Annotated in this window: 27 protein-coding genes and 1 riboswitch; of the genes, 11 read left to right on the forward strand and 16 right to left on the reverse strand. The window is 50.1% G+C overall.

Features of this window, described 5'->3' with window-relative positions; translation table 11 throughout:
- Positions 1-157: 157 nt before the first annotated feature.
- Entirely contained in the window at positions 158-1,534 is a 1,377-nt protein-coding gene (locus tag ACQY8X_RS15605; RefSeq protein ID WP_428036071.1) for an FAD-binding oxidoreductase, read from the forward strand.
- Between the two features lie 132 nt (positions 1,535-1,666).
- On the opposite strand, the gene ACQY8X_RS15610 is transcribed toward ACQY8X_RS15605, so the two are convergent.
- Together ACQY8X_RS15610 and ACQY8X_RS15615 are read right to left on the reverse strand one after the other, a co-directional pair.
- Positions 1,667-2,032: a hypothetical protein gene (locus ACQY8X_RS15610; protein ID WP_428036072.1), complete on the reverse strand. Its 366-nt coding sequence runs from the start codon at positions 2,030-2,032 to the stop codon at positions 1,667-1,669.
- 12 nt (positions 2,033-2,044) lie between these two features.
- A complete protein-coding gene (locus ACQY8X_RS15615) occupies positions 2,045-4,024 on the reverse strand; it encodes a cysteine peptidase family C39 domain-containing protein (protein ID WP_428036073.1) in 1,980 nt (659 codons plus the stop codon).
- 294 nt (positions 4,025-4,318) lie between these two features.
- Between ACQY8X_RS15615 and rluF the strand changes: the two genes are divergently transcribed.
- A complete protein-coding gene (gene rluF, locus ACQY8X_RS15620; RefSeq protein ID WP_428036074.1) occupies positions 4,319-5,212 on the forward strand; it encodes a 23S rRNA pseudouridine(2604) synthase RluF in 894 nt (297 codons plus the stop codon).
- Between the two features lie 96 nt (positions 5,213-5,308).
- Here the strand turns inward: rluF and ACQY8X_RS15625 are convergent, their stop codons facing one another.
- Together ACQY8X_RS15625 and ACQY8X_RS15630 are read right to left on the reverse strand one after the other, a co-directional pair.
- The gene (locus tag ACQY8X_RS15625; RefSeq protein WP_299200702.1) at positions 5,309-5,524 is read right to left on the reverse strand and encodes a dodecin; all 216 of its coding nucleotides are present in this window, start codon (positions 5,522-5,524) and stop codon (positions 5,309-5,311) included.
- A gap of 104 nt (positions 5,525-5,628) precedes the next feature.
- Positions 5,629-6,201: a helix-turn-helix domain-containing protein gene (locus ACQY8X_RS15630; RefSeq protein ID WP_428036075.1), complete on the reverse strand. Its 573-nt coding sequence runs from the start codon at positions 6,199-6,201 to the stop codon at positions 5,629-5,631.
- Between the two features lie 121 nt (positions 6,202-6,322).
- Here ACQY8X_RS15630 and ACQY8X_RS15635 point away from each other — a divergent pair, with 121 nt between their 5' ends.
- Positions 6,323-7,516: a benzoate/H(+) symporter BenE family transporter gene (locus ACQY8X_RS15635; RefSeq protein WP_428036076.1), complete on the forward strand. Its 1,194-nt coding sequence runs from the start codon at positions 6,323-6,325 to the stop codon at positions 7,514-7,516.
- 81 nt (positions 7,517-7,597) lie between these two features.
- Here the strand turns inward: ACQY8X_RS15635 and ACQY8X_RS15640 are convergent, their stop codons facing one another.
- The 5 genes from ACQY8X_RS15640 to yghU all read right to left on the reverse strand — a co-directional run bounded on the left by ACQY8X_RS15640 (position 7,598) and on the right by yghU (position 10,755).
- Positions 7,598-7,912, reverse strand: coding sequence for a DUF3144 domain-containing protein (locus ACQY8X_RS15640; RefSeq protein ID WP_428036077.1), 315 nt, complete (start codon positions 7,910-7,912; stop codon positions 7,598-7,600).
- A gap of 16 nt (positions 7,913-7,928) precedes the next feature.
- A complete protein-coding gene (locus ACQY8X_RS15645; RefSeq protein ID WP_428036078.1) occupies positions 7,929-8,204 on the reverse strand; it encodes a DUF6156 family protein in 276 nt (91 codons plus the stop codon).
- A 6-nt stretch (positions 8,205-8,210) separates the two neighbouring features.
- Entirely contained in the window at positions 8,211-8,831 is a 621-nt protein-coding gene (clpP, locus tag ACQY8X_RS15650; RefSeq protein ID WP_428036079.1) for an ATP-dependent Clp endopeptidase proteolytic subunit ClpP, read from the reverse strand.
- Positions 8,832-8,964: 133 nt separating this feature from the next.
- Complete coding sequence (locus ACQY8X_RS15655; protein ID WP_428036080.1) at positions 8,965-9,510, reverse strand: flavodoxin; 546 nt, start codon at positions 9,508-9,510, stop codon at positions 8,965-8,967.
- A gap of 375 nt (positions 9,511-9,885) precedes the next feature.
- Positions 9,886-10,755 (reverse strand): glutathione-dependent disulfide-bond oxidoreductase, encoded by an 870-nt coding sequence (yghU, locus tag ACQY8X_RS15660; RefSeq protein WP_428036081.1) that lies wholly within the window; start codon positions 10,753-10,755, stop codon positions 9,886-9,888.
- Between the two features lie 375 nt (positions 10,756-11,130).
- Between yghU and ACQY8X_RS15665 the strand changes: the two genes are divergently transcribed.
- From ACQY8X_RS15665 to ACQY8X_RS15675, 3 genes are all read left to right on the forward strand, one after another.
- Entirely contained in the window at positions 11,131-12,003 is an 873-nt protein-coding gene (locus ACQY8X_RS15665; protein WP_428036082.1) for a hypothetical protein, read from the forward strand.
- 379 nt (positions 12,004-12,382) lie between these two features.
- Complete coding sequence (locus tag ACQY8X_RS15670; RefSeq protein ID WP_428036083.1) at positions 12,383-12,685, forward strand: hypothetical protein; 303 nt, start codon at positions 12,383-12,385, stop codon at positions 12,683-12,685.
- 45 nt (positions 12,686-12,730) lie between these two features.
- Positions 12,731-13,036: a hypothetical protein gene (locus ACQY8X_RS15675; RefSeq protein WP_428036084.1), complete on the forward strand. Its 306-nt coding sequence runs from the start codon at positions 12,731-12,733 to the stop codon at positions 13,034-13,036.
- 166 nt (positions 13,037-13,202) lie between these two features.
- On the opposite strand, the gene ACQY8X_RS15680 is transcribed toward ACQY8X_RS15675, so the two are convergent.
- The 7 genes from ACQY8X_RS15680 to rsxA form a co-directional block, all read right to left on the reverse strand.
- Complete coding sequence (locus ACQY8X_RS15680) at positions 13,203-13,469, reverse strand: RnfH family protein (RefSeq protein ID WP_299200680.1); 267 nt, start codon at positions 13,467-13,469, stop codon at positions 13,203-13,205.
- Positions 13,466-14,152: an electron transport complex subunit E gene (locus ACQY8X_RS15685; RefSeq protein ID WP_428036085.1), complete on the reverse strand. Its 687-nt coding sequence runs from the start codon at positions 14,150-14,152 to the stop codon at positions 13,466-13,468. The genes ACQY8X_RS15680 and ACQY8X_RS15685 overlap by 4 nt, the downstream gene beginning before the upstream one ends.
- Positions 14,149-14,820, reverse strand: coding sequence for an electron transport complex subunit RsxG (gene rsxG, locus ACQY8X_RS15690; protein ID WP_428036086.1), 672 nt, complete (start codon positions 14,818-14,820; stop codon positions 14,149-14,151). Before rsxG ends, ACQY8X_RS15685 begins: the two co-directional genes overlap by 4 nt.
- A gap of 19 nt (positions 14,821-14,839) precedes the next feature.
- Positions 14,840-15,898, reverse strand: coding sequence for an RnfABCDGE type electron transport complex subunit D (locus tag ACQY8X_RS15695; protein WP_428036087.1), 1,059 nt, complete (start codon positions 15,896-15,898; stop codon positions 14,840-14,842).
- A gap of 5 nt (positions 15,899-15,903) precedes the next feature.
- Positions 15,904-17,370: an electron transport complex subunit RsxC gene (rsxC, locus tag ACQY8X_RS15700; RefSeq protein ID WP_428036088.1), complete on the reverse strand. Its 1,467-nt coding sequence runs from the start codon at positions 17,368-17,370 to the stop codon at positions 15,904-15,906.
- Positions 17,371-17,380: 10 nt separating this feature from the next.
- Complete coding sequence (locus ACQY8X_RS15705) at positions 17,381-17,905, reverse strand: RnfABCDGE type electron transport complex subunit B (RefSeq protein ID WP_428036089.1); 525 nt, start codon at positions 17,903-17,905, stop codon at positions 17,381-17,383.
- 90 nt (positions 17,906-17,995) lie between these two features.
- Positions 17,996-18,568 carry an electron transport complex subunit RsxA gene (rsxA, locus tag ACQY8X_RS15710; protein ID WP_428036090.1) on the reverse strand — a complete coding sequence of 191 codons (573 nt, stop codon included), beginning with the start codon at positions 18,566-18,568 and terminating at the stop codon, positions 17,996-17,998.
- Positions 18,569-18,883: 315 nt separating this feature from the next.
- Here rsxA and nifL point away from each other — a divergent pair, with 315 nt between their 5' ends.
- The 5 genes from nifL to ACQY8X_RS15735 all read left to right on the forward strand — a co-directional run bounded on the left by nifL (position 18,884) and on the right by ACQY8X_RS15735 (position 23,995).
- On the forward strand, positions 18,884-20,476 hold the full coding sequence (gene nifL, locus ACQY8X_RS15715) for a nitrogen fixation negative regulator NifL (protein ID WP_428036091.1): 1,593 nt from the start codon (positions 18,884-18,886) through the stop codon (positions 20,474-20,476).
- A 9-nt stretch (positions 20,477-20,485) separates the two neighbouring features.
- On the forward strand, positions 20,486-22,108 hold the full coding sequence (gene nifA, locus ACQY8X_RS15720; RefSeq protein WP_428036092.1) for a nif-specific transcriptional activator NifA: 1,623 nt from the start codon (positions 20,486-20,488) through the stop codon (positions 22,106-22,108).
- Positions 22,109-22,485: 377 nt separating this feature from the next.
- Positions 22,486-23,253, forward strand: a complete 768-nt coding sequence (locus tag ACQY8X_RS15725; RefSeq protein ID WP_428036093.1) for an EAL domain-containing protein — start codon at positions 22,486-22,488, stop codon at positions 23,251-23,253.
- A 135-nt stretch (positions 23,254-23,388) separates the two neighbouring features.
- A complete protein-coding gene (locus ACQY8X_RS15730; protein ID WP_428036094.1) occupies positions 23,389-23,565 on the forward strand; it encodes a hypothetical protein in 177 nt (58 codons plus the stop codon).
- A gap of 220 nt (positions 23,566-23,785) precedes the next feature.
- Positions 23,786-23,995: a hypothetical protein gene (locus ACQY8X_RS15735; RefSeq protein WP_428036095.1), complete on the forward strand. Its 210-nt coding sequence runs from the start codon at positions 23,786-23,788 to the stop codon at positions 23,993-23,995.
- A 442-nt stretch (positions 23,996-24,437) separates the two neighbouring features.
- A riboswitch (guanidine-I (ykkC/yxkD leader) is annotated at positions 24,438-24,537 on the forward strand.
- Positions 24,538-24,647 lie beyond the last annotated feature (110 nt).

Below are 24,647 nucleotides of genomic sequence, written 5' to 3' on the forward strand. Positions count from 1 at the left end.
CTCAAAAGCTTATCTAAAGAGCGTATCTGAAAAATAGCTCTCAACCAGAGAGTGCCCCGGTTCTGTTTTCATCTAGCCATTAATGACAACATAATGGGCCTCCCTGTTTATGTTTGTGTATTATCTGTGTTTTTACTATGTCTGCAGAAGTGAATTCATGAGCGATATCCTCCAACAACTGACTGAAAACCTCGGCCCCAAAGCGGTACTTACCGGTGCATCGATGGGTGACAGATGTAAGACCGACTGGAGTGGCGTTGAGGGGATGCTGCCGCTGGCTGTGGTCAGACCGAAGACCACAGCAGAGGTGTCCACCGCTGTTAAGCTGTGTAATGCGGTAGAACAGCGGATTGTTATTCAGGGGGGCATGACCGGTATTAGTGGCGGTGCTGTTCCACAAGCGCAAGAGATCGCGATATCACTGGAAAGAATGACGGGTGTGATTGAGGTTGATGTGGACTCAATGACACTGACCACTTATGCCGGAACGCCTCTGCAGGTGATTCAGGAAGCCGCCGACGCGGTTGGGCTTTGCTTCCCTTTGGATATGGGCTCACGGGGGAGTTGCACTATCGGTGGTAATGTCGCCACCAACGCCGGTGGTAATCAGGTTATCCGCTATGGGTCGGCACGTGCCTTAATACTGGGACTGGAAGCGGTGTTGCCCGACGGCACCATTATCAGCTCACTCAATAAGATGTTAAAAAATAATGCTGGTTTCGATCTGAAGCAGCTGCTGATCGGCTCCGAAGGAACGCTGGGGATCGTGACAAAAGTGGTGTTGCGTCTTTTTCCAAAGATGACATCCGTTCAGACGGCCCTCTGCGCGGCACCTGACTTCCCGACTATTCTGAAACTGCTGAAATACACCTATGCATCACTGGGGGAAGGGCTTAGCTCTTTTGAGGTGATGTGGGCGAACTACTATAACGATGTGATAGAAACCGTAGAGCAGGCCCGCAGCCCTTTTAAGGAAGACCACCCCTTTTATGTTCTGATTGAATATCGCGGTCAGGATTATCAGCACGATAGTGAAATGTTTAGCGAAGTGTTATTTCAGACCATGGAGCAGGGGATGACCACCGATGTCGTCGTAGCACAATCCGTTGCCGATGCAGACTCTTTCTGGATGATACGCGATAGTATTGGCGAACTGTTATCTGTCATGGGGCCGGTTGTTAACACCGATATCAGCGTGCCAATCAATCGAATGCAGGCCTTTATGGAACATTTAGAGCCGATGCTCTATGCCACATTCCCGAAGATCAAACTGCGTATTTTTGGTCACATCGGTGACAGTAATCTGCATATCTGTGCCGGCACGGGATCAGCAGACGATTTGGCGGCGATCTCTGCCAGGATGATGGCGGTTGTCGGTGAATTTCAGGGCTCGATTTCTGCCGAGCATGGTATCGGTGTGTTAAAGAGAAAGTACTTACATCACTCCAGAACAGAGGAAGAGATCGCCCTGATGCACAAACTTAAAGACACCTTAGATCCTAAAGGGATCTTAAACAGTGGCCGGGTTATTTAAGGAAATCTGGCTTATAAATACAATCCCAGTGGACAATTCTTAAAGTCATGCCCAACTCGGTTGAGGATACCACCTTCCATATCCAAACGCGGAAACGCCTTGTTTGCATCAACAAGTTGCTGAACACCCAGTTTAGAAGCTAAACACTTGACTATCACCATCCTTCTCAAGTTTTAGCTTCTCCACCGTTGCGCAGATCAACCCCTGTGGTGTTTTCTTAATTACACACTCAAGCTCCACATCAATATCATAATATGCGAATTCACCACCAACCATCATTCCAAAAGTTTCATCACCGTCAATTACCGTTTCTCCAACTTCATCAGAAAGAAATAATTTTGATGAGCTATTATCCGATAAATCATCCACATAACAGTTAACGTAGTTGTTCCCGCTTTCTCCATGGTCCGATATGCGGTAGTAAAATTTACCTTTTACTGAGCATTCCAACCCATCGTTAGGCAAGTCAATATTTTGTAATTCTGATACTTTATACACCGTCTACTCTCCTTACGGCTTTTTAGGGTTAGTTAAAATCGCCTGACCATTAAAACGCTGAGCAAACTCGTCTAATGGCGTGAAGTACTGCCTACCTAGCGCTGGATCTCGAATCGCGACAAATTGCTGACCTTGGCGAGTTGTAATTCCATCAACTACAACAGCATGACCGCCCCTGTCTAATCGAGTAGCTACTACTGCGGGATTACCTCCTGATGTTGCTTCGGCTAATTCATCAACGCTCACACGGTTTCTAACTCTGGCAGCATCAAGCCCCTGATTGCGAAGAGCCTTCGCCATGTCCCCCATATACGCGCCTTGAGAAGTCACTTTAGAGTCGACAATAAGCTTATTTAAATCATACGTCTTGCCTGAAGAGTCCAGAACCATCGCGCAAGAGTTGGGGCCACACGTCGGCAGTTGTCCTTGATTAAGAACAAGTCTGTCTCCATTTCTCGGAATACTCGTACTTCTTGGATTACCTGGCTCTAACTGACCAACTAAAGATTGGTTGTCTGGAACAACACTCTCACCCCGCATCGTACCATCATTTCGATTCCCATCAACCCGCTTCGGTTCTGCCACTTTCTGTGCTTTCGGACGCCGAATTTCCAGCTTCTCTAGCTTATTACTCATCTTGCTGAATATGCGTTCTGAAAGTTTAGCTTTTTTCAGCACGTTACCCAGATCGATCAGAAGTTCACCCAGTTCGGTAAACGCTTTAGTAGCCACTCGTCCTGCTACAACAGTACCTCCTGCACCCATGGTCATCGCTGTTAAGATAGCACCCAGAATGGTTTCAATTACCGCTGGTGCTACGGATTCTGCAAGCTCTACGCTGTCTTGAGCGGCGATATATTCTCTTCCGAACTTAGCCAGCATTTTTTGAGTAGGCGGATCCTCATACACGAAGTTGGCCAATTCATAGGCTTCTGCCAGTTGAGTTATGGTGATCTGTGAAGGATCAAAGCCCAGCGCTTCTACCCACTCCCTGTGTTGAAGATCGTTATAAGTTTCTCTGAAGGTTTCTTGCCAGTCTGATTCTGGCCCTGCCTGCTTTGCCGCATAAGCAGCTTGTAATATATGGTTATAGGCGACCACTGGATTAAAAATGTCAGACCACTCTTTAACAGCAACAACTGAGTCTTTAGCCAGGTTCCAGATACCCCACATCACAGCACCGGTATGCACCACAACATTGTCAACAACACCCATCTCATCCTGTAATGACTGATGAAGCGCCGCCTGGGCTTCTTCTTCATCAATGATAGCGGTTAGGATCTTCTGAATGGCAGTGCGGAGTTTTGATTTTTCAGGGTCACCCTCATCAGGTTTGAGCTGTGCTTTATAGAAGAGGGAGGAAACCCCTGTGACCAGCAGGTGACCATTGGGGGGTAGAGTGTGCCGCTGCACTTCACCGTTATCAAAGGTGAGTAGTATGGGGGTTTCACCTACTGACTGGCCGTTGTCCCAGACACACTGAAGATCTACGCAGTACTGTTTCTCTTTGGTTTGTTTGTCTTCGCCCAGCAGATACTTGTTGTTTGCGGCGATGCTGTCGGCAAAACTCATTGGAGCGTCTGTGACTGTATCTGGGGTACTGACACGGCCACTACTGAAGCTACTGCGTTTCATCGCCCGTTCGATGGTGGTGCGAAACATCAGTGACTCCCGCTCTAACGCGGAAGCTTGTAGCTCACCATTTTGCTGGCTAACCACCGGGGCGGTGACCATACGGGCATCAGCCCGGAGCAATATCAGTTGACCGGTACGAATCGAATTTTCCAGCGACGGGGGAAAAGGTAGACGCCGATTATGGCGCGTATGCCGGGGCGTCGGGCTAAAACGTATCAGTTTCGAGCGCTCGAAGTCATTGGCCCACATCCGTCGGGCAGTATTCAGGGCTTCTTGCGGGCGAATAACATAGGGGAGTTTTTCGGCAGTGAGATCGTTGCCACTGCATAACTGTGCCCTGTCCATGGGATGTAACATACTCACTGTCCTTGTGAGGGTGATTTTCGAGGAGAAAAGAAGATAACCGATTTTGAAGTGAAGTGGAAATTTTAAGTAAGTGCTCACCGCGGGTTTCAAATATTATTTAATCTCCTCTGCGGTAACATCTTCATCATTCTGTCCCTGATTTCGTTCTTAATTTTACCTTTAATTTTACGACAGGGCTGGCGCCTGCCGGTCATTTGGTCAAGAATACGCATAATTCCGATGGTTGCCCGGTTCTGGTGCCATCTGATAAGCCATTTCAGCCCCACCTTATTGAGACATGCATCTATGTTGAGTGACACATCGACCCGTTTAAATAAATATATCAGTGACAGTGGTATCTGTTCCCGCAGAGAGGCTGATCGTTTTATTGAACAGGGTAATGTGTTTATCAATGGTAAGCGTGCAGCGATTGGTGATCGGGTTTTCCCAGGCGATCTGGTGAAGGTGAATGGTCAGGCGATCGATCCTGAAGAAGCGGAAGATCTTGTTTTTATTGCGTTGAATAAACCGGTGGGCGTTGTCAGCACCACTGAGGGCAGTGAACGCAACAATATCGTCGATTTTGTCAATCACAGTACCCGGATCTTTCCCATCGGCCGGTTGGATAAAGATTCTCAGGGACTTATCTTTCTGACCAATAATGGCGATCTGGTGAATAAGATATTGCGTGCGGGTAACAAGCACGAAAAAGAGTATCTGGTGACGGTGAATAAACCCATTACCGATGACTTTATCACTGGTATGAGTGCCGGTGTGCCGATGCTCGGCGTGATTACTAAGAAATGTAAAATCGTTAAAGAGTCGCCTCAGGTGTTTCGTATCACCCTGATTCAGGGGCTGAACCGTCAGATTCGCCGGATGTGTGAACACTTCAACTATGAGGTGACAAAGCTGGAACGGGTGCGCATCATGAATGTCGATCTCAAGGGCTTGCCGGTGGGCGAATGGCGGGATCTGACAGAGGCTGAACTGAAGGTGATTTTAAAAGCCGCGGCGGCATCCTCCTCAGAAGCGCCTGCGGGACAGAAGAAAAAGCCTGGCGCTCAGAGTAAAAAGAAAACCCCACCCCGTAATCAACAGAAAGCCAAAGCGGGTGATCGCTCTGGCTATTCGCCGAAATCCGGTGAAAGCCCCCGTAGTAAGTCGGGCCGTCCGGCGCGAAAAGCGCGGCGTCGTTAAGGCTATTTAGCTTTAACGTAACCGTTATCTGTCTGAGCTGACAACGACTGCCAGCTCAGGCGAAGAGGGCAGGAGAGCACACTCTCCTGTCCGTTATCAGCTGTTTTCTATCCGGAAGCCAACCTTCAGGGTGACCTGAAAGTGTCCCACCTCTCCATTAACCACATGCCCGCGGGTTTCGACCACTTCAAACCAGTCGATATTTTTGATTGTTTTGCTGCATTGAGCCAGGGCATTACGGATCGCATCGTCGGTGCCTGTTGGGGATGAACCCACAACCTCTATCTTCCTGTAAGTATGGTGATCAGACATGTTTAACTCCTGTTCTGACAGATCGTGTTAAGTACAGGATTAAGCGTAGCTTAAAAATGGCGACCGGGTAGGGATGGCGAGGGTCAAAGCTTATCTGCCAGGTTCTATTCGCAGAGATCCTGGCGGTAGTGAAGTATGTTGTGAAAGGTTGCCGGGGCCTGACTGCGATTCCTATAACCGTGGGGCGTATCTCCGGCAAAGCGCACCGATGAGCCTTTCGTCAGCGGTAGCCACTCGCCATCCACCAGTAGTTCCATCTCCCCACTGAGCACAACAAGGTGCTCTGTGACCCCCTGAATATGAGGTTCAGAGAGTCGTTCATAGCCCGGCAGCAGGGTTAACTCAAACATCTCAAAACCAAAGCGTTCCTCATAGGGGAAGATCGGTGAAATAGGGGCGCCGTCGCTGGCCAGAGAGCCTGGTTGTGCAGAGGGTGGGCGGATAAGAGTCTTGCTGGTTGTCTCGGCAGGAGGCTCTAATAAACTGGAAAGTGATTGATGAAACCCTTTTGATATTTTCCACATTGTGGCGATAGTCGGGCTGGATTCCCCCCGCTCAATCTGACCCAACATCGCCTTACTCACCCCGGTTTCACTGGCGGCCCGATCAAGGCTCCAGCCTTTTTCCAGGCGTAGTGCTTTTAAGGTTTTCGCGAGGTACTGATTAATTTCCTGCACAGGTTTTTCCATCATGGGTGACACAGAATTTTCGTTGTACGCTATAGCGCACAATGCTACTCTTTCTGCTCTGAGCGTTATAGCGCACAGTTTGATTGTCAGAGTGTATGAGGTTGTCAGGATGGGATCAACAATGGATCGGCAAGGGATAAAAAGTTTTTTCAGCCTGTCACATGTTTCGGCGGGTTTTGTGGCGGTGTTAGTGGGTTACACCAGCTCTGCGGTGATTATCTTTCAGGCTGCAGGTGCAGCCGGCGCCTCTGCCGCTGAGATCAGTTCCTGGTTGTGGGCGCTGGGGATCGGTATGGGTCTGACCAGCATCGGTTTGTCGCTCTATTTTCGTACACCGGTTTTAACTGCGTGGTCGACGCCGGGGGCTGCACTGCTGGTGACCGCCTTGTCCGGTGTGCCGATCAGTGAAGCGGTCGGAATTTTTATTTTTAGCTCCAGCCTGATTCTGCTGTGCGGCATTACCGGCTGGTTTGAGAAAATCATGCACCATGTGCCCATGCCGCTGGCAGGCGCGATGCTGGCCGGGGTGTTACTTCAGTTTGGGGTGAATCTGTTTAATGTGATGGAGTCCAGCCTGCTGCTGGTCGGGGTGATGCTGGGCGCGTTTATCTTCGTTAAGCGGGTGTTGCCGCGTTATACCATTCCTATTGTGTTGCTGGTGGGCAGTGCGCTGTCATTTTTTCAGGGGCAGCTGAATATTGAGATACTCAGCTGGCAGTTATCGATGCCGGTTTGGGTGACGCCGGTCTTTCATCTGCAAACCATGATTGGTGTGGGTGTGCCGCTGTTTATTATCACCATGGCTTCGCAAAATGTCCCGGGTGTCGCTGTGCTGCGCGCCAATGGTTATGAAACGCCGGTTTCACCCTTACTCACCTGGACCGGCTTTGCCGGGGTGGTGCTGGCACCCTTTGGCGGGTTCTCATATAACCTGGCGGCGATTACGGCGGCGATCTGTATGGGCAATGAAGCCGGACAGGATCGGTCAAAACGCTATATGGCGTCGGTGTGGGCCGGGGGCTTTTATCTGTTAACCGGACTGTTTGGTTCGACCATCGCCTCGCTGTTTACCGCGTTCCCCACGGCCCTGGTGATGGCGATCGCCGGGCTGGCGCTGTTGAGTACCATCGGTAACAGTCTGTCGGCTGCGCTGGCTGAGCCAGGGGACAGAGAAGCCGCGCTGCTGACCTTCTTAGTCACCGCGTCCGGACTGAACTTGCTGGGTATCAGCAGCGCATTCTGGGGACTGTGTATCGGCCTGATCGCCTACTATGTGCAGAAGAGTGTCAGACTCGACCGATAGCCATGCCGTGCGCTCAATCCTGCGGGTCTCTGTGCTCTCTGTGGTGCTCTCTATCTTATCGCCGGGGGCACCGGGAACAGGTCAGCTATGATTGAGCATATCCGGCTGGCCGCTTTTCAGTTCCCGCAGATTCTCAATCAGCATCTGTCTGTATTGGGTAGTGAGAAAATCGATGGCGGTATTGATATCACCGGCATCATTCTGTGACATCAGGTGGAATGCATTAAAACGTGCCGCCGCATGCATAATTGATGCGCTGAGCATCGGCTGAGCCCACTCGTTGGCGAGATCATTGGCAAGGTTGATAAACTCATCGGACACTTCAAAAAAGTCTGATTCAAGCATAATCTTCTCTCCGGTAGTAACGGTGGGCTTATGTCCCCACCGTTCTGACACAGGGCTGACCCTGATCTCAATACTGAATGGTATGGGTTTCCCCGTCCGTGGTGATGATGGCCTGAGTCAGGCTCTGGTCATCATCGTGATAGTGGTAGCGGTGGTGCAATTCGATCTCGTTGTAGACCACTTTGGCGATCTCGGTTACCCGGCCCCGATCATCAACCTTCGAGGCGAAAAACGTGTTGCGGTTTTCGATCTCCGAAGGCGCTATCGGGCCGACCAGCTTCAGTGGCAGTTTGATGCCACTGTAACTGAGATAAAAATGGTTAAATTGCTGAAGATCTGCCATCGGCTATTAACCCCGCTGAATCAGCACTTCATCAATCAACCCATAGGCTTTGGCAGCCTCCGCGGTCATAAAGTTATCCCGATCGGTATCTTGGGTGATGGTCTCCATTGACTGTCCGCTATGTTTAGCCAGCAGGCTGTTGAGCTTGTGACGGATACTCAGAATCTCTTTGGTATGGATCTCAATGTCAGACGCCTGACCCTGGTAACCCCCTAACGGCTGATGGATCATCACCCGGGCATTGGGCAGGGCAAAACGTTTACCCTGGGTACCACCGGCCAGCAGAAACGCGCCCATGCTGGCTGCTTGCCCCATACACATAGTGCTGACATCCGGTTTAATAAACTGCATGGTGTCATAAATAGACATCCCGGCGGTGACAGAGCCTCCCGGAGAGTTGATATAGAGGTGGATATCTTTACTGGGATTTTCGGCTTCGAGAAACAGCAGTTGTGCGACTACCAGGTTGGCCATGTGGTCTTCGACCGGCCCGATGAGAAAAATGACCCGCTCCTTTAATAATCGCGAATAGATATCGTAGGCCCGCTCGCCCTTGGCGGATTGCTCCACTACCATCGGGACAAGTGCATTGAGTATGTCAGTTCCGGAACTGTTGGGATTGATCATCGCAAGACCTCACATGAACACGCCGACCAGCGCAACAGGCTGTCTGGCGGAAAAAAAAGCGTAGCCCTGAGAGCTACGCATAAAAGGCGTACGGCAGGGAATACCGTAACTAATAGGAAAACGTATTGAAAAATCAGAGCGGCAGATCAAAGTCAGGCGCAATCTGCGCTAACCAGGCATTCAGGCGCTCTTCCGTCAGGTTTGACTGGTTATCAAGATCCAGTGCCAGACCGACAAACTTGCCATCTTCACCAACCGCTTCAGAGTGGGCGAACTCATAGCCATCAGTTGGCCATGAACCAACAACCTTCGCACCACGCTCAGTCACAAAGTCGTATAACTCGCCCATGGCATCAAGAAACTCGTCCGGATAACCAACCTGATCGCCCAGACCAAAGATAGCAATGGTTTTTCCGCTCAGATCAACATCATCAATCTCCGGCAGAAACTCTTCCCAGCTTTCATTTTCACAGTCTGCAGACAGGCCAGGCAGCAATCCCTCGCCCAGAGTTGGAGAGCCGATAATCAGATACTCGTAGTCTGCAAAAGCAGAGGGTTCTGCACGGTTAACGTTTAACGGGCTGGCCATCACCTCATCGTCAAACTTCTTTTTGATCATTTTGGCTACTTTACGGGTCTTACCGGTGTCGGTGCCAAAAAACAAACCAATACGTGACATATCAATCTCCTTTTGCACTAAAGTGCGTAAAAATCTGGACTGCAGTGCGCAAATAAACAATGCGAATTAAACGTGCGTACAGGCAATATTGCAGTTAACGTACCATGATTTTTATAAAAATAAGTGATTGATAAATATAGATAAAAATTATTTATGTCTGACTGTCCCCGGCGTTTGTTGGAAAGCCTACATTGATAGTATTTGATCGATTCTGGCTGTTGTGGGGTTTGCTACAAGGTAAAAAACGTGAGTTGCTAGACGTGGCTGCGCCACTTGCTAGTGGTTAGAAAAAGCGAAAAAAGCGGCAGATTCTTTGCTATTTCGAGCGACGAATAACGAGCTACGTCTTTTATCTAGCAAGCGACGCAGTCGCGTCTAACTACTAGCGACTTTATTTAAATCCAAAACCTTATCAATATCGTCGGCGGAGTGACGTTCACGCAGTTGTTCCCATGCCTCCCCCGAGGACTTGTTAACGATGCGGCCACGTTTGACGCCCTCGCGTTGTTCCAGCATCTGTGCCCATCGTAGAACGTGACTGTAGCTTTCAACCTGCAGAAACTCTGCGGCATCATATAAACGCCCCAGAACCAGGTTGCCATACCAGGGCCAGATGGCGATATCCGCGATGCTGTATTCATCACCCGCCACATAGGGATGTTTTGCCAGCTGTTTATCTAACACGTCCAGCTGGCGCTTAGTTTCCATGGCATAGCGATTGATGGGGTATTCCTGTTTTTCATCAGCATAGGCGTAGAAATGACCAAAGCCGCCACCGAGAAAGGGAGCGGAACCCTGAGCCCAGAACAACCAGTTGAATACCGCTGTCCGGCTGGGGCCGCTTTGTGGCAGGAACTGACCAAACTTCTCAGCTAAATGAACCAGAATTGATGCCGATTCGAAGACATTCACATCCTCTTCCCCCGATCTGTCGACCAGTGCGGGAATTTTTGAGTTTGGGTTGACGCCGACAAACCCGGAAGAAAACTGCTCAGACTTGCCAATATTAATCAGATAAGCATCGTATTCAGCCTCTTTAATGCCAAGCAACAGTAGCTCTTCGAGCATAATGGTGACTTTCTGACCGTTGGGTGTACCCAGCGAATACAGCTGGAAAGGGTGATCACCCTCTGGCAGATCCTGTTGGTAACGTGCCCCTGACACCGGGCTGTTGATGTTCGCCCATTCGTTGCCTCCCGCAGTATCATCTACCCAGATTGCAGGGGGGATGTATTGTTCACTCATAGGGCCTCCTTGATCGTGACGTTATTGCTGTCGTTGGTGCAGTCGGTAATGTCCGAGTGTGCTTTATCTTAATGAGGAAAACAAATAATACTCTGGATGAAGGACATCCACATTATCAGACGGTGAGGGTACTGTATAAATGGTTAAACCGACGTAGTCAGCGGCGAAGCTACAACTGGAGCGAGTTCGCACAGCTGTTAAGATAGTTTAATGTACGTGCACTAACCGCGAGGAAGGTGGAGTACAGTTAGGGCTCAGTTTTACGCGGGCGAATATACAACTGAAGAGCCGGATGCGGTAGTTCCACACGTCCGGATTTGTGTGGGGGCGGTACAGGTAACTGGCCGTCCTACCATGACTAACTTCAGGAAAAATGTGCCTAAATTAAAAACTATCATTTTATTGGTGTGCTATATGGTTTTTTCATCGCAAGTATACTCTGAGCCACAAGTGGTTGCAGACGGTTTGGCAATTGAATTACTTGAGTCCTTGGATATCACGTATCAAATAGTTCCTGATTATGATGATACTGAAAATGTTATAGTGGGCTGGAATGGGGATGAATTTCAATATTTCATTGCATTTAGCAAATTACCACCTGGGTGGCTTGATGCTGATGTATGGATTGCAGGATTTATACGGGATATAAATGCGGCAAGCGAACGGGACACTGTGAGAATCCTTGATAGAGGTAGCAATAAATCGCAAGGCGGGTACGATCTCACTTATATAAAGATTTCCTTTACACCTAAAGGCGAGCAGGAACCTCAAATCCAGCTCATTCATTTTATAACCGATCAAAAAAGCTCCTATTTGGCTTTTGCAACACCAGTTTCTGTAGATGGCGAAAGTAAACTAGGGACTGAGGTAATGAGTATTCTCCAAACCTCTCGCTCGCCAGCATCAAATGTCACACCTTTAATTAGAAAAAATGAAGATAGGTTCTTTGGTGTTTGGGTTGGTGGCTATGAAGATAAATTAAAGGGGCATGTAGAGGTTATCTTTGAGTTAAAACCCGATCTTACGTTCACTCGCAAAGAAGTTGTCGAAGGTGAAAAAGATAGTGTTTATTCCGGAGTATGGTCTATATCAAACAATGTCCTTAGCTGGATATACCTCTATGGAAAGCCAACATCTCAAGAAAGTAAATCTTTAGAAGAAGACGAAATTTCATCCTTCACCGGTGATGCAATGGTATTAATCTCTAAAGGCTTACAATCTAAGATTGTATTGCAGCGGGCTCAGTAGGTGGATAAAAGTTATAACAAAAAAAGACAGTCGGATGCTTCGTACTGCTGCTTTTGGCGTTATCAGAAAAGGACAATGAAATGACAAAACTAATCGTAGAAATTATCGAAAACCCAGACGAAAAGCGCGGTTGCTGGGGTATTCAAATAAAACCTGAAGGCGGAACCACTTTTTTGATACTGGGTATATTTATGAAGGGGACCGAACTACAAATCGAGAGTTCTGTAAAGTGTTAGAAAACTTACCTTCGAAAGAATCGTAGTTAATGTGTTGTATTTACAGTTACTAACAAACGGCTCTGTCACGCCCCGTGCAAGCGCACGGCCTGCGCCAGACCCGGTGCAGATGAAGCAAAACGTTTTAAGAGTCCTTGATAAATATGAACCAGAAATGGAACTGTAAGCAGTTATTTTCGGTTAGAGCTAGCACCATGTTGCTGCTTTACCTCCCAATTCTTATGGGGCTGGGAGCAGTATTCAAAGATGTCCAAGGGGAATTAGCAGCTTCAATGCGTATGTTTGTAGGAGTTGCGGGCTGGAATTATGTCATGGTAATTGCATTTTCAGCCTTATTTAGTTCGTCGTTTTTTATAGCATCTATTGTGCGTAAAAAACCACAAGTCCAGTTTTTTATCGAATTTATAATTGCGGCATGTATTGTTATATTTTCACCAGTGTATTAGCAACACTTAAGCTGCTGGCTGATTTCGATTGTTAACTGAGCAAACATGATGGAAGACTGGCCACAAATTATCGGACTAATCTTAGGATTGCTAATCGCTATCCCGATCGGTATTCATATGTTTCGTGAGTGCTTCAGGAGCTATAACCAGTTTCAGAAAGAGATGAAGGAGACCCGAGGGAGTGAAGAAATAAAGCTATATGATGGTGAGTTCAAAAAAGCTGTCAATCATCAGTTTATTGAATTCAAAGCCGGTTTTGCGTTGGTTTTCCCAATTATTATTTTTTTGATTACCTTCTTCCTTACGTCCTCAATTGCAGAAACTGCGTTTAATCTTTATCGGGGGTCTTAAATTGCCGTATGTGCCGGGAGACACGTAGCAGCAGCGGATCATCGCTAGGCTCATACACTGTCTCGTTTCCCCGCGGGAGCGTGGGAACGAGTAAAAATCTCCCCAGATTCTTTTCTCTGTGTCCTCTGTGCCCTCTGTGGTAAAAACGCCCTGGTTCCTTCAGGAATTAATCATCGTCATCGTCGTCATCATCTTCGTCAAACACGCGGATGATTTTGCGATAGATCTCGATCCGGTCGCCCTCTGCAAGCGGTGCGTTCAGCCGGGTGAGCTTACCGAAGATGCCGATCTTCTGGGTTTTCAGGTTGATCTCCGGGCATTGCTCCAGAATCTGAGATGCTGCAATCGCGGTCTCTACCGTGGCGCTGTCGTCGATCTCAATATTGGACCAGAGCTGTTTGTTTTCACCTGCATAGGCGATCGATACTTTCATACGGATCCCTCCTGCAGGGTGGCGCTTATGGCGTTTCTGCGTGCCTCCAGTTTACGGTCGGTGACCCGCTTGCCTGCCAGAATCAGGCCGAGACAGATAAAGCCGCCTGGGGGCAGTATCAGCAGCAGGGTGCCGCCATAGTCGGGAAAGATTGTCATCTCAATAAAGGAGAAACTATCGCCCAGCAGCAGTGAAGCATCGGCAAACAGGGTGCCGCTGCCCAGCAGTTCGCGCATGCCGCCCAGCAGCACCAGCACCCAGGTAAAGCCGATCCCCATGGCCAGGCCATCAATCATCGAGGGGGCGACATTGTTTTTTGAGGCGAAACTTTCTACCCGGCCGAGTATGGCGCAGTTGGTGACGATCAGCGGAATAAACAGACCCAGCACCTGATACAGTTCGTGCATCCAGGCGTTAAGAAACATATCTACCAGGGTGACCATCGCGGCGATCAGCAGAATAAAGACCGGTATCCTGACCTGTGGCGTAATGATGCCGCGGATCATGGATACCAGCATATTCGATGCCAGCATGACGGCGAGGGTCGCCACTCCCATGCCTAAGCCGTTACTGGCGGTGGTGGTGACGGCCATCAGCGGGCAGAGAGCCAGCATCTGCCCCAATACCACGTTGTTGTTCCATAGCCCGTCGGCCCAGATCTCTGCGTAGGACTGCTGTGTCATTGTGAACTCTCCTTATCGGTGGTCGCCGGAATACTGAGCTGAGCCTCGATGGCAGCACGTTGCTGAGCGTAATGAAGCAGACCGTTTTTCACCGCCTTTACCACCGCCCGGGGGGTGATGGTGGCGCCGGTGAACTGATCGAAATCACCGCCATCTTTTTTTACCTGCCACTGGGTTGCCGAGTGGTTTTCCAGTGAATAGCCATTGAATGAGGTCACCCAGTCATTCTTTTTAATCTCAATTTTGTCGCCCAGCCCGGGGGTTTCCGCATGGCTGATGGTGCGCACGCCAGTGATCTCACCTTTTTCATTCAGCCCCAGCAACAGCACGATATCGCCGCTGTAGCCTTTGCCGACCACCTCCATGGCGAGGCCGGATAGTTGCCCGTTTTTAGTCGCCAGATAGGCGACATTGTGGCCGGGGAAGGGGCTGTCTTTGAGGCTGTAGCGCAGCTCCAGTGGGTTGTTGTCATACAGACCGGCGGGGAGTACCTGATCCAGCATGACCCGGGTATCTTCCTGCAGACGTAGCTGAATATCGTCCCGGGTGCTCTGATCGCCCATGATCAGCAGCAGGCTGATGATGGTTGCCATCCCCCCCAGCAAACCGGCCTGATAACCGATGCGGTGGGTAAAGCTGGGGATTGCAATCGCTCTGGTAGGCTTCATCATTTACTCCTCTTTATCACTACTCTTTCGCCGCTTTCAGGGGCGCACCCTTGTAGTTGTAGCCATAGATTCTCGGACGGAAATAACGATCAATGATCGGTGTCAGCGCGTTCATAAACAGCACCGCAAAACCGATCGCTTCCGGGAAGGAACCCCAGGTGCGAATGGTAAAGGTGACCAGGCCGATGCCCACACCGTAGATCAGCTGACCTTTGATATTAGATGGAGAGGTCACCGGGTCGGTGGCGATAAAGAAGGCCCCAAACATCAGTGCGCCGGACAACAGGTGGTAAACCGCCGGAGCATAGCGCTCGGGGTCGATGCTGTTAAACAGCGTTGCCATCACCGCAACAGTGACGATCAGAGCAACCGGGATATACCACTGAATAATCTTTTTCCAGATGAGGAACACTCCCCCTGCCAGCATCAGCAGTGCCGAGGTTTCACCCAGGCTGCCGCGGGTGAAGCCGGTGAGCGCATCCTTGATATTGAATATCTCTGCCACGGAGACGCTGGAGGGGATGGATGCGGTCAGTGCGGTTTTTACATGGCCCAGTGCCGTGGCGCCGGTCAGGGCGTCGGTCAGCGGTGCAGCAAGAAAAGTAATCCGCAGCCCCTCTATAAAGCCGGGGGCTGTGGCTGAGGTAATCGGATTGACGTTGGCCCAGGTGGTCATCTCCAGGGGGAATGAGATCAGCAGCCCGACCCGGGTCAGCATGGCCGGGTTGAACAGATTTTGTCCCAACCCGCCGTACAGGTGTTTACCAATGACAATCGCAAACAGTGTACCGGTCACCGCCAGCCACCAGGGGCCCCAGGGAGGCAGTGTCATAGCAATAATCCAGCCGGTGAGGATAGCGGAGCCATCCAGGGCAAAACTCAGACGTTTGCCCGCCAGTGATAAGCACAACAATTCACCGGCTAATGCTGCCGCGATACAGAGCAGCCAGAGGTTTATGGCTGGCCAGCCAAACAGATAAAACCCCAGTAGTGTCGCGGGCAGCAGGGCGAAACAGACCAGATACATGGTCCTTTCAACTGAGCTGCGATCATGCGCATGGGGGGATGAAATCATCATAATGCTCACACCTCTTCAACGTTACTGGACGCTTTTTTGCGTGCAGCGGCCTTGGCGGCTTTCTCGGCTTTAGCTGCGGCTTTTTCGGCGGCTTCTCTTTCCTGCCGGGCCATGCGAGCCTCTGACAGTGATTTGGTATATTCCCCTTTCCTCGACTGAATCTGGTTTTCCCGGTGCTTGCCTTTGGCAAACTGGAAGTAGTGCACCAGCGGGATATGAGAGGGGCAGACATAGGCGCATGAGCCACACAGAATGCAGTCTTTTAAGCCGAACTCGTTGGCACCATCATAGTCATCCGCCCTTGAGTGGCGTGCCATCTCCAGCGGCAGCAGTCCCATCGGGCAGGCCTGGACACAGCTACCGCAACGGATACAGGGGGAAACCGGTGCGGAGTTAATCTCCTCTTCGGTGAGCGCCAGAATCGCGCTGGCCCCTTTGGTGATCGGCACTCCGGTATTGGGCAGAATCTGCCCCATCATCGGTCCACCCATCAGCATCCGTGCCGGTGTCGACAGTAGTCCGCCACACTGTTCTAACAGCCATTGCACCGGGGTACCGATCAGGACTTCGACATTTTGCGGGGTTTCGAGTGCTTGTCCTGACAGTGTCACCACGCGGGAGATCAGTGGGCGGGTTTGATAGATCGCCTGATGCACCGCGAAGGAGGTGGCCACGTTATGAACCAGTACGCCAATATCAGAACTGCGGCCACCAGTGGGCACTTCTTTGCCAGTGATGACTTTGATCAGCTGTTTGGCTGAGCCCATTGGATAGCGGGTGGGGATCACCCGGATCTCGACGTTGTTATGTGCCTGAGCGGCATCCTGCATCGCCCTGATCGCTTCCGGTTTGTTGTCTTCAATACCGGCGATAATCTGTGTGGCGTTAATCGCTTTGAGAATCAGCTGGGCACCACTGATAATCTCAGCGGCGCGTTCGCGCATCAGCATATCGTCACAGGTGAGATAGGGCTCGCACTCGCTGCCATTCAGAATCAGGGTGTGGACATTTTGCCGGGAACCCGCTTTCAGCTTCAGTGCTGCAGGGTAGGTCGCGCCCCCCAGGCCGACAATCCCGGCGCCATCCACCAGGTCGGCAATCGCTTCAGCACTCAGCTGTTGCGGGTCGATGGGGTTCTCCGGAACATAGACAGTATCCAGTCCATCCGGCTCAATATGGATCGCATCGTAACTCAGCAGTGACGGGTGAGGCGCCTGAATCCGACCGATACCCAGCACTGTTCCCGATGTTGGCGCATGGATGGATGCCGAGCGATCACCTGCGGTAGCACCGATCAGCTCACCTTTGAGTACATGCTGTCCCTCAGTGACAATCGGCTTCGCTGGCAGACCGGCGTGCTGGCTAAGGGGGATAGACAGCAGCGGTGGAATCCCTAATACGCGGATCGGTTTGTCGGTGCTCTGCTCTTTGCGTTCATCGGCATGAACACCACCACGCACTTTAAATTTCATCAACATCGTCTTATACCGCAGCAGGTTTAGGCCAGTGCCAGTTATCCAGAGTCTCCTCTTCCTGATGCAGTGCAATACAGTTCTCAGGGCAGGCGGTGACGCATTTACCACAACCGGTACAGGCTTCTTTAAACACATAGTGAAGCTGTTTGTTGGCACCGACGATGGCATCGGTTGGGCAGACTCTGAAGCAGCGGCAGCAACCGGTGCAGAGTGACTCCTGAACCGAGGCGGTCAGCGGGACAGAGGTGAGATTGCTCAGGTCGGCGCTCACACCCAGTTTGTCCGCCAGACTTTTCGCCAGCACCTGACCACCCGGAGGGCAGCAGGTGACTTCAGCTTCACCATTAACCATCGCTTGCGCCGCGCTACCGCAGCCGGTAAAGCCGCACTGACCGCAATGGGTGCCCGGCAGCATCGATTCAACCTCTTTAATGAGGGGGTCTTCTTCCACGGCAAAAATTTTGTCCGCATAACCGAGAATAAAGCCCAGCATTAATCCCAGGGAGGTCAGTACAGCGATAGTCAGAAACATAATATTTACCCTTCTAAGCTATGGTTTGAAAACGATCCGTTAAGATGAACAGTTTCAAACCTGAATATCGGTAAAACTGGTGCGGTGAGCTTAGACAAGCCCGCCAAACCCCATAAAAATCATCGAAAGAATCCCGGCTGTGACCAGCGCTACCGGTGTTCCGGCAAAGGTTTTCGGCACCTCTGACAGCGCCAGACGCTCCCTGAGTCCGGCAAACATAATCAACACCAGGGAGAAACCGATCGAGGCACCGATGCCGTAGGTCATGCTCTCGATAAAGGAAAAACCTTCACTGATGTTAATCAGCGCAACCCCGAGTACGGCGCAGTTGGTGGTGATCAAGGGGAGGAATATTCCCAGCGTTCGGTGCAACAGCGGGCTGCTTTTTTTGATCATCATCTCGGTGAACTGCACTACCGCCGCAACCACCAGAATGAAGCAGATGATTCGAAGGTATTGCAGGTTCAGTGGTTCGAGAAGGTAGTGTTCGATCAACCAGCCGGACATGCATGAGAGTGTCAGAACGAACGTTGTTGCCACCCCCATACCGGTCGCTGTGCTGAATTTATTGGAGACGCCCATCAGCGGACAGAGACCCAGAAACTTCACCAGAACGACGTTATTCACCAGTACGGTGCCGACCATCAGTGTGATTAATTCCATCTAAGCAACCTCAACAAAAATATGCTGATAGGGCGGCTGCACTAAATATGCCATTTTTAAATCATTGAAATATAAGGAGTTGTTGTTTTGTCTCTCTGTTTGATTAGCAACATTGTTAAAAACATGACATCGCTTTTGTCGGGCAGGGTGTTTGTAGGGTTTGCGACATTCTGGCTGTTTTTTGATCTTTAATGGTGCGTTTATTGTAGGGTTATTCGAGGGAGGAAGGCCGTAAACAGCGCTATAACGACAAACAGAGGGGGTGGCTTAAATATTGCTAAATAGAATTATGCAGTTTGAATCACAGGAGCGGTTATGACTAAAGATGTCAGTAATAATGTTCATGAGTGTGACAACGTTGATAATATCGACGAGCAGGCTGTTTTTTCCGGTTTGCCCGGAAGCGTTTTCTTTCAGGCTGTTGAACATGCCCCCATCGCCATTTCGATCACTGATCTCAGCGCAAATATCATCTACAGCAACCAGACTTTCAGCCGGGAAACCGAATATTCGAAAGAGGATGTGCTGGGACGCAATGAGTCGATACTGTCCAACCATAACACCCCAAGAATTGTTTACGAGTCGTTGTGGGGGCGGCTGACGCAGCAGAAACCCTGGGAGGGGGTGCTGGTGAATCGCCGTCGTGACGGCAAACGTTACCTGGCTGAGCTGATGGTGGCACCGGTTCTGGATGAAAATAATAAAACTATCAACTATCTGGGGATGCACCGGGATGTCACCGAACTGCATATGCTGCAGCAACGGGTGCAGAACCAGAAAGAGATGATTGAAAAGGTGCTGGACGCAGCTCACACCTCGATTGTGCTGATGGATCAGGCAAACCAGGTGGTGTTGGATAACATCGCTTATAAAACCCTGGCGACCGATATCGCTCCCATCGAACCGGGGGCGTTGTTCCTGTCAAAACTAAAAGAAGACCTGGGCCCGGATTTTAACCCGCAAAAGCTCAAGCCTGGACAAACCATTGCCGGTCACGAAATCACCCTTGAAGTGGGGAAAGGCAAGCAGCATCGAATCTTCTCCTGTGATTACAGTATTGTCGGAATTGGTGATGAAAGTGCCGATGGCTTTTTCTCCAACCCGGTACAGAACTACCAGATGCTGGTGATCAAAGATATTACCGAGATGCGCCATCGGGAGCGGCTGGAGCATATGAATGCGATGCAGCTGCTGATCGCTGAGGAGGAATCGGTGTATCACCTGCGCGAAGCGTTATCCGGCGCGATGTTTAAGTTCCAACAGCCGTTGAACCTGATGTCTGCTGCGGTACGGATGTTGGAGCAGAGCGCCTCAGGTGCTGAACTCTCGGCAGAGAAAATCGTCGATGTGCTGAAAGAGGCGATTCAGATCGGTCAGGACACCTGCAATATGCTCGAAGGGGTTGTGCCACAGGGGCAGCCCCGCTCGTTTGGCTCGATCAATATCAACGAAGTCTTGCGCAATGTGCTCGAGTTTTCTACCTCCCGTTTGCTGCGCAATGGCATCCAGGTGGTCTGGTTACCCTCGGTGTATGTTCCGGCAATCAACGGCCGGGAAAGTCGTCTGCACAGCATGTTTAAACAGCTGGTGGATAACGCTATCGATGTGATTGAGATGGAACGCCCTTCGCGACGTGAGATTGAGATCAGTACCCGTGTTGAAAGACGTGAAATTATCGTCAGTGTTTCCGATACCGGGCCGGGTATTCAGGACTCGATGATCACTAAAGTGTTTGAGCCTTTTTTCAGTACTAAGAGTAATCGCACACCAACATCCGGGCGGGGTATGGGACTGACCCTGGCCCAGGAGGTAGTGACTGAACATTGTGGGACGGTTTCGATCGATCCGAAATACAAGGATGGCTGTCGGATTCTGGTGCATCTGCCAATTGATGACCTGGACGGTTAATGGGGAGTGATGATGTTGAATAGTGCCGCCACCCGAACAGAACTATTTGAGCGCCAGCTGTGTGTGCTGGATAAAATTTGCTGGACGTTAACCCGTTCATTGGATCTGAACCCCAGTTTAGATGAAGTATTAAAAATTCTGCACAACGAAGCGGAGATGAAAAATGGTCTGATTGCGCTCAAAGATTATGAGATGGAGCATCTCTTCATCAGCGCGGTACACAGTGACTCTGATGAGGTGCAGCGGGCGAAAGGAGCGGCCCGTTATCAGCAGGGAGAGGGGCTTGTCGGTTCAATTTTAAAGTCACAAAGCTCATTAGTATTGCCCAATCTGGCCAATGAGCCGCGCTTTATGGACCGGCTGGAGCTGTTTGAGCTGAGCCTGCCCTTTATCGGCGTACCGGTTAAGGACCATAAGGGCGAAGTGGTGGGGGTGCTGGCTGCCCAGCCGACCTCAGACCCGGAACGTTTTCTCGCCGAAGAGTGTCGTTTTCTTAACATGATCGCCAACCTGCTGGCGCAGTTATTGCGCCTGCTGGGCGAGGTGGAAAACCAACAGCAGCAACTGACCGATGAACGCGACGAGCTGAGACGGCGGGTCCGGGGTAAGTTCGGCTTTGAGAATCTGATGGTGGGCCATACACCAACCATGGTGCGGATGTTTGAACAGATCCGGCGGGTGTCGAAATGGGATACCACCGTGCTGTTGCGGGGCGAGTCCGGTACCGGTAAAGAGCTGGTGGCCAGCGCGATTCACTATAATTCACCGCGGGCGCATAACAGTTTTATCCGCCTGAACTGTGCGGCGCTGCCTGAAAATCTGCTGGAATCTGAGCTGTTTGGCCATGAGAAAGGCGCTTTTACCGGTGCGACCCGCACCCGTCAGGGGCGGTTTGAACAGGCTGATAAGGGCACCCTGTTTCTCGATGAGATTGGTGAGATCTCACCGATGTTTCAGGCCAAACTACTGCGCGTATTGCAGGAGGGGGAGTTTGAACGGGTCGGTGGTAATAAAACCATCTCGGTGCAGGTGCGCATTGTTGCGGCGACCAACCGCAATCTGGAACAGGAGGTGCGTGATGGCCATTTCCGCGAAGACCTTTACTACCGGCTGAATATTATGCCGATCAATCTGCCGCCATTGCGGGAGCGGATTGAAGATGTTCCTGAGTTGGTGACCTTTCTGCTGGATAAAATTGGTAAATCGCAGGGTCGTCCGTTGGATATCAGTAACAATGCGGTACGCAAACTGATGACTCATGCCTGGCCGGGTAACGTCCGGGAGCTGGAGAATACCCTTGAACGGGCTTCGATTATGGCGGAAGAGGGAGTGATTGATGAGAGTGATTTCTCCTTTAACAGTGCCGAACTGATGGGGGGTAATTACACACCGATGGCCTCTCAGGTGGCACCACAAATTGCTCCACCAGTGACACATCTGCCAAAAGAGGAGTCGTTTGCTGAGTTCTCCGCGTCGGGGGATGACCCGGATATGGACGAACGCCGTCAGGTGATCGCTGCGCTGGAACAGGCTGGCTGGGTGCAGGCGAAAGCGGCGCGCCTACTGAATATGACACCGCGTCAGATCGCCTATCGGATTCAGACCATGAATATCGAGGTCAGGAAACTATAACCCGAACTTGGCACTGATGGCCGAGTGGTGTGAGGGCTTTGGTTTTGTCTGCCAACGCTCTCATACGTTGTTATAGCCACTTTAACCGTCTAGGTCACTGGCTGTGAGCCGGGCGGCTGCCCGGTTTTACCTCCATCGACAGTTCCTCGCCTCATTCTGATTCCCTCATTTTGCGATATTCTCTATAAGCTTCATGAACCCATAACCGCTAGACTGGGCTTATCTGCTGACAGATCTGTGGATAGTTGATACAAAGAAGCTGATGTGAGTTGTTGTTAAATCATGAAGTGACAGCAGGCGTCTATATTTGAAATAGTTATACCGTTTTAACCGGGAGCGACGAGCGATCCGATTGAGCGTGTTGTGAGGTGATCGATATGGCGGAACAACCGCAAACCTGTGCGCGCAAATCCTGCAGTCAGTGTGCGGATGAGCACTGCCTCGATTTTGATTTCACCATGGCGTTTCAGCCAATTGTCGATTGCAGCGACCAGAGTATTTATGGCTACGAGGCGTTAGTACGTGGTTTAAATAATGAATCAGCCTACTCCATTATATCCCGGGTAAATAATGATAACCGCTATATCTTTGACCAGCTTTGCCGCGTAAAGGCGATCGCTCTGGCAGCAAAGCTGAACATCCGTTCGGTGCTGAGTATCAACTTTCTGCCCAATGCGATTTATCAGCCAGAGCGCTGTATTCGCACGACATTTGAGGCTGCAAAAAAATATAACTTTCCCATTGACCGGATTATGTTTGAGTTTACCGAAGTGGAAAAAATTGAAGACAGCAATCATATTAAAAAAATTGTTGAGTGCTATCATATGCTTGGCTTCAAAACGGCAACGGATGATTTTGGTTCCGGGTATTCTGGACTGAATCTGTTAGCCGATTTTCAGACGGAGATTGTTAAGCTGGATATGGCACTGATCCGGGATATCGACACCGATAAAGTCCGACAGACAATTGTTACTCACTGTTTACATATCTTCCGCGATCTGAATATCACGCCACTGGCCGAGGGCATTGAAACCGTTGCCGAGTATCGTTGGTTAAGGGATGCCGGGGTGAAATTAATGCAGGGCTATCTGTTTGCCAGACCGGGCTTTGAAAGCTTGCCTGCTGTTCATTTTGCAGCGTTCTAGTCGAGTGAAAAAAAGAGGTTTCAGCGGTTCTCAAATAGATTTTTTACCCCAGAAGGGGCGGTTTGGCATAAAGATCCCCTGAATGAGCCAAAGAATGCTATAATGCTCCGCCACCACTCAAACGGAGCTCTTCTTATGGCAGTTAAATCTAAAAAAGCAGCGGCGAGCCAGACCCATGACTCGATTGCTGAACAGACTGCCGCCTTCCTCAAGGCCGGTGGAGAGATCCAGAAGATTGATAAAGGTGTTTCCGGTCGGGAAAATAATGGCGGTCCGCGTCATATCGTCCTGGGCAAACCGCAGGGCCGGTAAAAAAATCGGCAGCTGAGATGGTATCGCGCCCGGTAAAGCAGGGCGCAGTCATTGTATAAATATCCTGCTACTAGCGTTCATGATTTAACCCGATTGATGTCTGTTTAGCGCTTCTCCCCGAAGCGGCAGCTGTCTGCTGCTGTAGATACTATCTGGCGGAGCAAGGCAATTATCTTCACCCACTCAACGATTACCACCCACACGACTGGATATTGTATTAATGACGACTAAAGCGTTTATCTTGCAGCGGATATGTAATTTTGCTGGCAAAGAGTTTGACCCGAATTCCGACCAGCAGGTTAATGAAGTCCTGCGTAATAAGTTCAACATATCGCTTCCCCAACGCCGCACCATGAATGATGCAATGGAAGCGGTATGCAGTGATCACGATATTATCGCCCTGATTTTGCAGTACCGGACAATGGCGTGATTTAATCAGCACTGCTTGTTTTCAGACGCCTTAAGCTCTGATTGATGTACCGCCTGAAGTATCTATCACTACTCACCGTGATTGCTTTGTTAACGGCCTGTTCACCCATCCCTGATCTGCCCGGTCCGATGGGTATTCCCGGACTCTGAAAACGTCAGGATGATTCAGCGAAAACGGCGCGTCTCATGTTTTGAAGAGAAGCGCTTTTAACGATCAATTCACCTGTTTAATGTTTCTGTAGTGCTCATGTTTAGCGCAATCTATAAAGCAGCTGCTTACTAATAGTGCGTTTTTATGCGGTATGATTTTATTGGAAATTCTTAAGTATATTATTAAGACTATGTTTTTAATGTATTTTATTAAATTGGCTTAAATGGTGCTTTGAACTAATCAACGCACGAGGGACGTTACCGGTGATTTAATATCGCCAAACACAATTGAGAAAACAGGCAGCTAGGGTTCCGGCTATTAATAAGTAGTGACTGGTCCGAGAGCCGCCGACCTCACCTGAGGTTACACGGAGGGAGAAAAGCCCGGGAGAACAGATACCAGTAACTGGTTATGTCTCTTGTGCTTTATTTCGTGAACTAATAGTAAAGGTGAAGTTATGATGCATTCTATCCGCTCGATCATGCGCACGTTAACACTAACT

The organism is Amphritea sp., assembly GCF_050300915.1.
Taxonomy (GTDB): Bacteria; Pseudomonadota; Gammaproteobacteria; order Pseudomonadales; family Balneatricaceae; genus Amphritea.

Coding starts and splice junctions, on each gene's coding strand:
- ACQY8X_RS15625 (WP_299200702.1), bottom strand. CDS start 5,524: ATGTCTGATCACCATACTTACAGGAAGATAGAGGTTGTGGGTTCATCC.
- clpP (WP_428036079.1), bottom strand. CDS start 8,831: ATGATCAATCCCAACAGTTCCGGAACTGACATACTCAATGCACTTGTC.
- ACQY8X_RS15685 (WP_428036085.1), bottom strand. CDS start 14,152: ATGACACAGCAGTCCTACGCAGAGATCTGGGCCGACGGGCTATGGAAC.
- ACQY8X_RS15680 (WP_299200680.1), bottom strand. CDS start 13,469: ATGAAAGTATCGATCGCCTATGCAGGTGAAAACAAACAGCTCTGGTCC.
- ACQY8X_RS15695 (WP_428036087.1), bottom strand. CDS start 15,898: ATGATGATTTCATCCCCCCATGCGCATGATCGCAGCTCAGTTGAAAGG.
- rsxG (WP_428036086.1), bottom strand. CDS start 14,820: ATGAAGCCTACCAGAGCGATTGCAATCCCCAGCTTTACCCACCGCATC.
- ACQY8X_RS15635 (WP_428036076.1), top strand. CDS start 6,323: ATGGGATCAACAATGGATCGGCAAGGGATAAAAAGTTTTTTCAGCCTG.
- ACQY8X_RS15615 (WP_428036073.1), bottom strand. CDS start 4,024: ATGTTACATCCCATGGACAGGGCACAGTTATGCAGTGGCAACGATCTC.
- ACQY8X_RS15655 (WP_428036080.1), bottom strand. CDS start 9,510: ATGTCACGTATTGGTTTGTTTTTTGGCACCGACACCGGTAAGACCCGT.
- nifA (WP_428036092.1), top strand. CDS start 20,486: ATGATGTTGAATAGTGCCGCCACCCGAACAGAACTATTTGAGCGCCAG.
- ACQY8X_RS15675 (WP_428036084.1), top strand. CDS start 12,731: ATGATGGAAGACTGGCCACAAATTATCGGACTAATCTTAGGATTGCTA.
- ACQY8X_RS15670 (WP_428036083.1), top strand. CDS start 12,383: ATGAACCAGAAATGGAACTGTAAGCAGTTATTTTCGGTTAGAGCTAGC.
- nifL (WP_428036091.1), top strand. CDS start 18,884: ATGACTAAAGATGTCAGTAATAATGTTCATGAGTGTGACAACGTTGAT.
- ACQY8X_RS15605 (WP_428036071.1), top strand. CDS start 158: ATGAGCGATATCCTCCAACAACTGACTGAAAACCTCGGCCCCAAAGCG.
- ACQY8X_RS15725 (WP_428036093.1), top strand. CDS start 22,486: ATGGCGGAACAACCGCAAACCTGTGCGCGCAAATCCTGCAGTCAGTGT.
- ACQY8X_RS15705 (WP_428036089.1), bottom strand. CDS start 17,905: ATGTTTCTGACTATCGCTGTACTGACCTCCCTGGGATTAATGCTGGGC.
- ACQY8X_RS15735 (WP_428036095.1), top strand. CDS start 23,786: ATGACGACTAAAGCGTTTATCTTGCAGCGGATATGTAATTTTGCTGGC.
- rluF (WP_428036074.1), top strand. CDS start 4,319: ATGTTGAGTGACACATCGACCCGTTTAAATAAATATATCAGTGACAGT.
- yghU (WP_428036081.1), bottom strand. CDS start 10,755: ATGAGTGAACAATACATCCCCCCTGCAATCTGGGTAGATGATACTGCG.
- ACQY8X_RS15730 (WP_428036094.1), top strand. CDS start 23,389: ATGGCAGTTAAATCTAAAAAAGCAGCGGCGAGCCAGACCCATGACTCG.
- rsxC (WP_428036088.1), bottom strand. CDS start 17,370: ATGAAATTTAAAGTGCGTGGTGGTGTTCATGCCGATGAACGCAAAGAG.
- rsxA (WP_428036090.1), bottom strand. CDS start 18,568: ATGGAATTAATCACACTGATGGTCGGCACCGTACTGGTGAATAACGTC.
- ACQY8X_RS15645 (WP_428036078.1), bottom strand. CDS start 8,204: ATGGCAGATCTTCAGCAATTTAACCATTTTTATCTCAGTTACAGTGGC.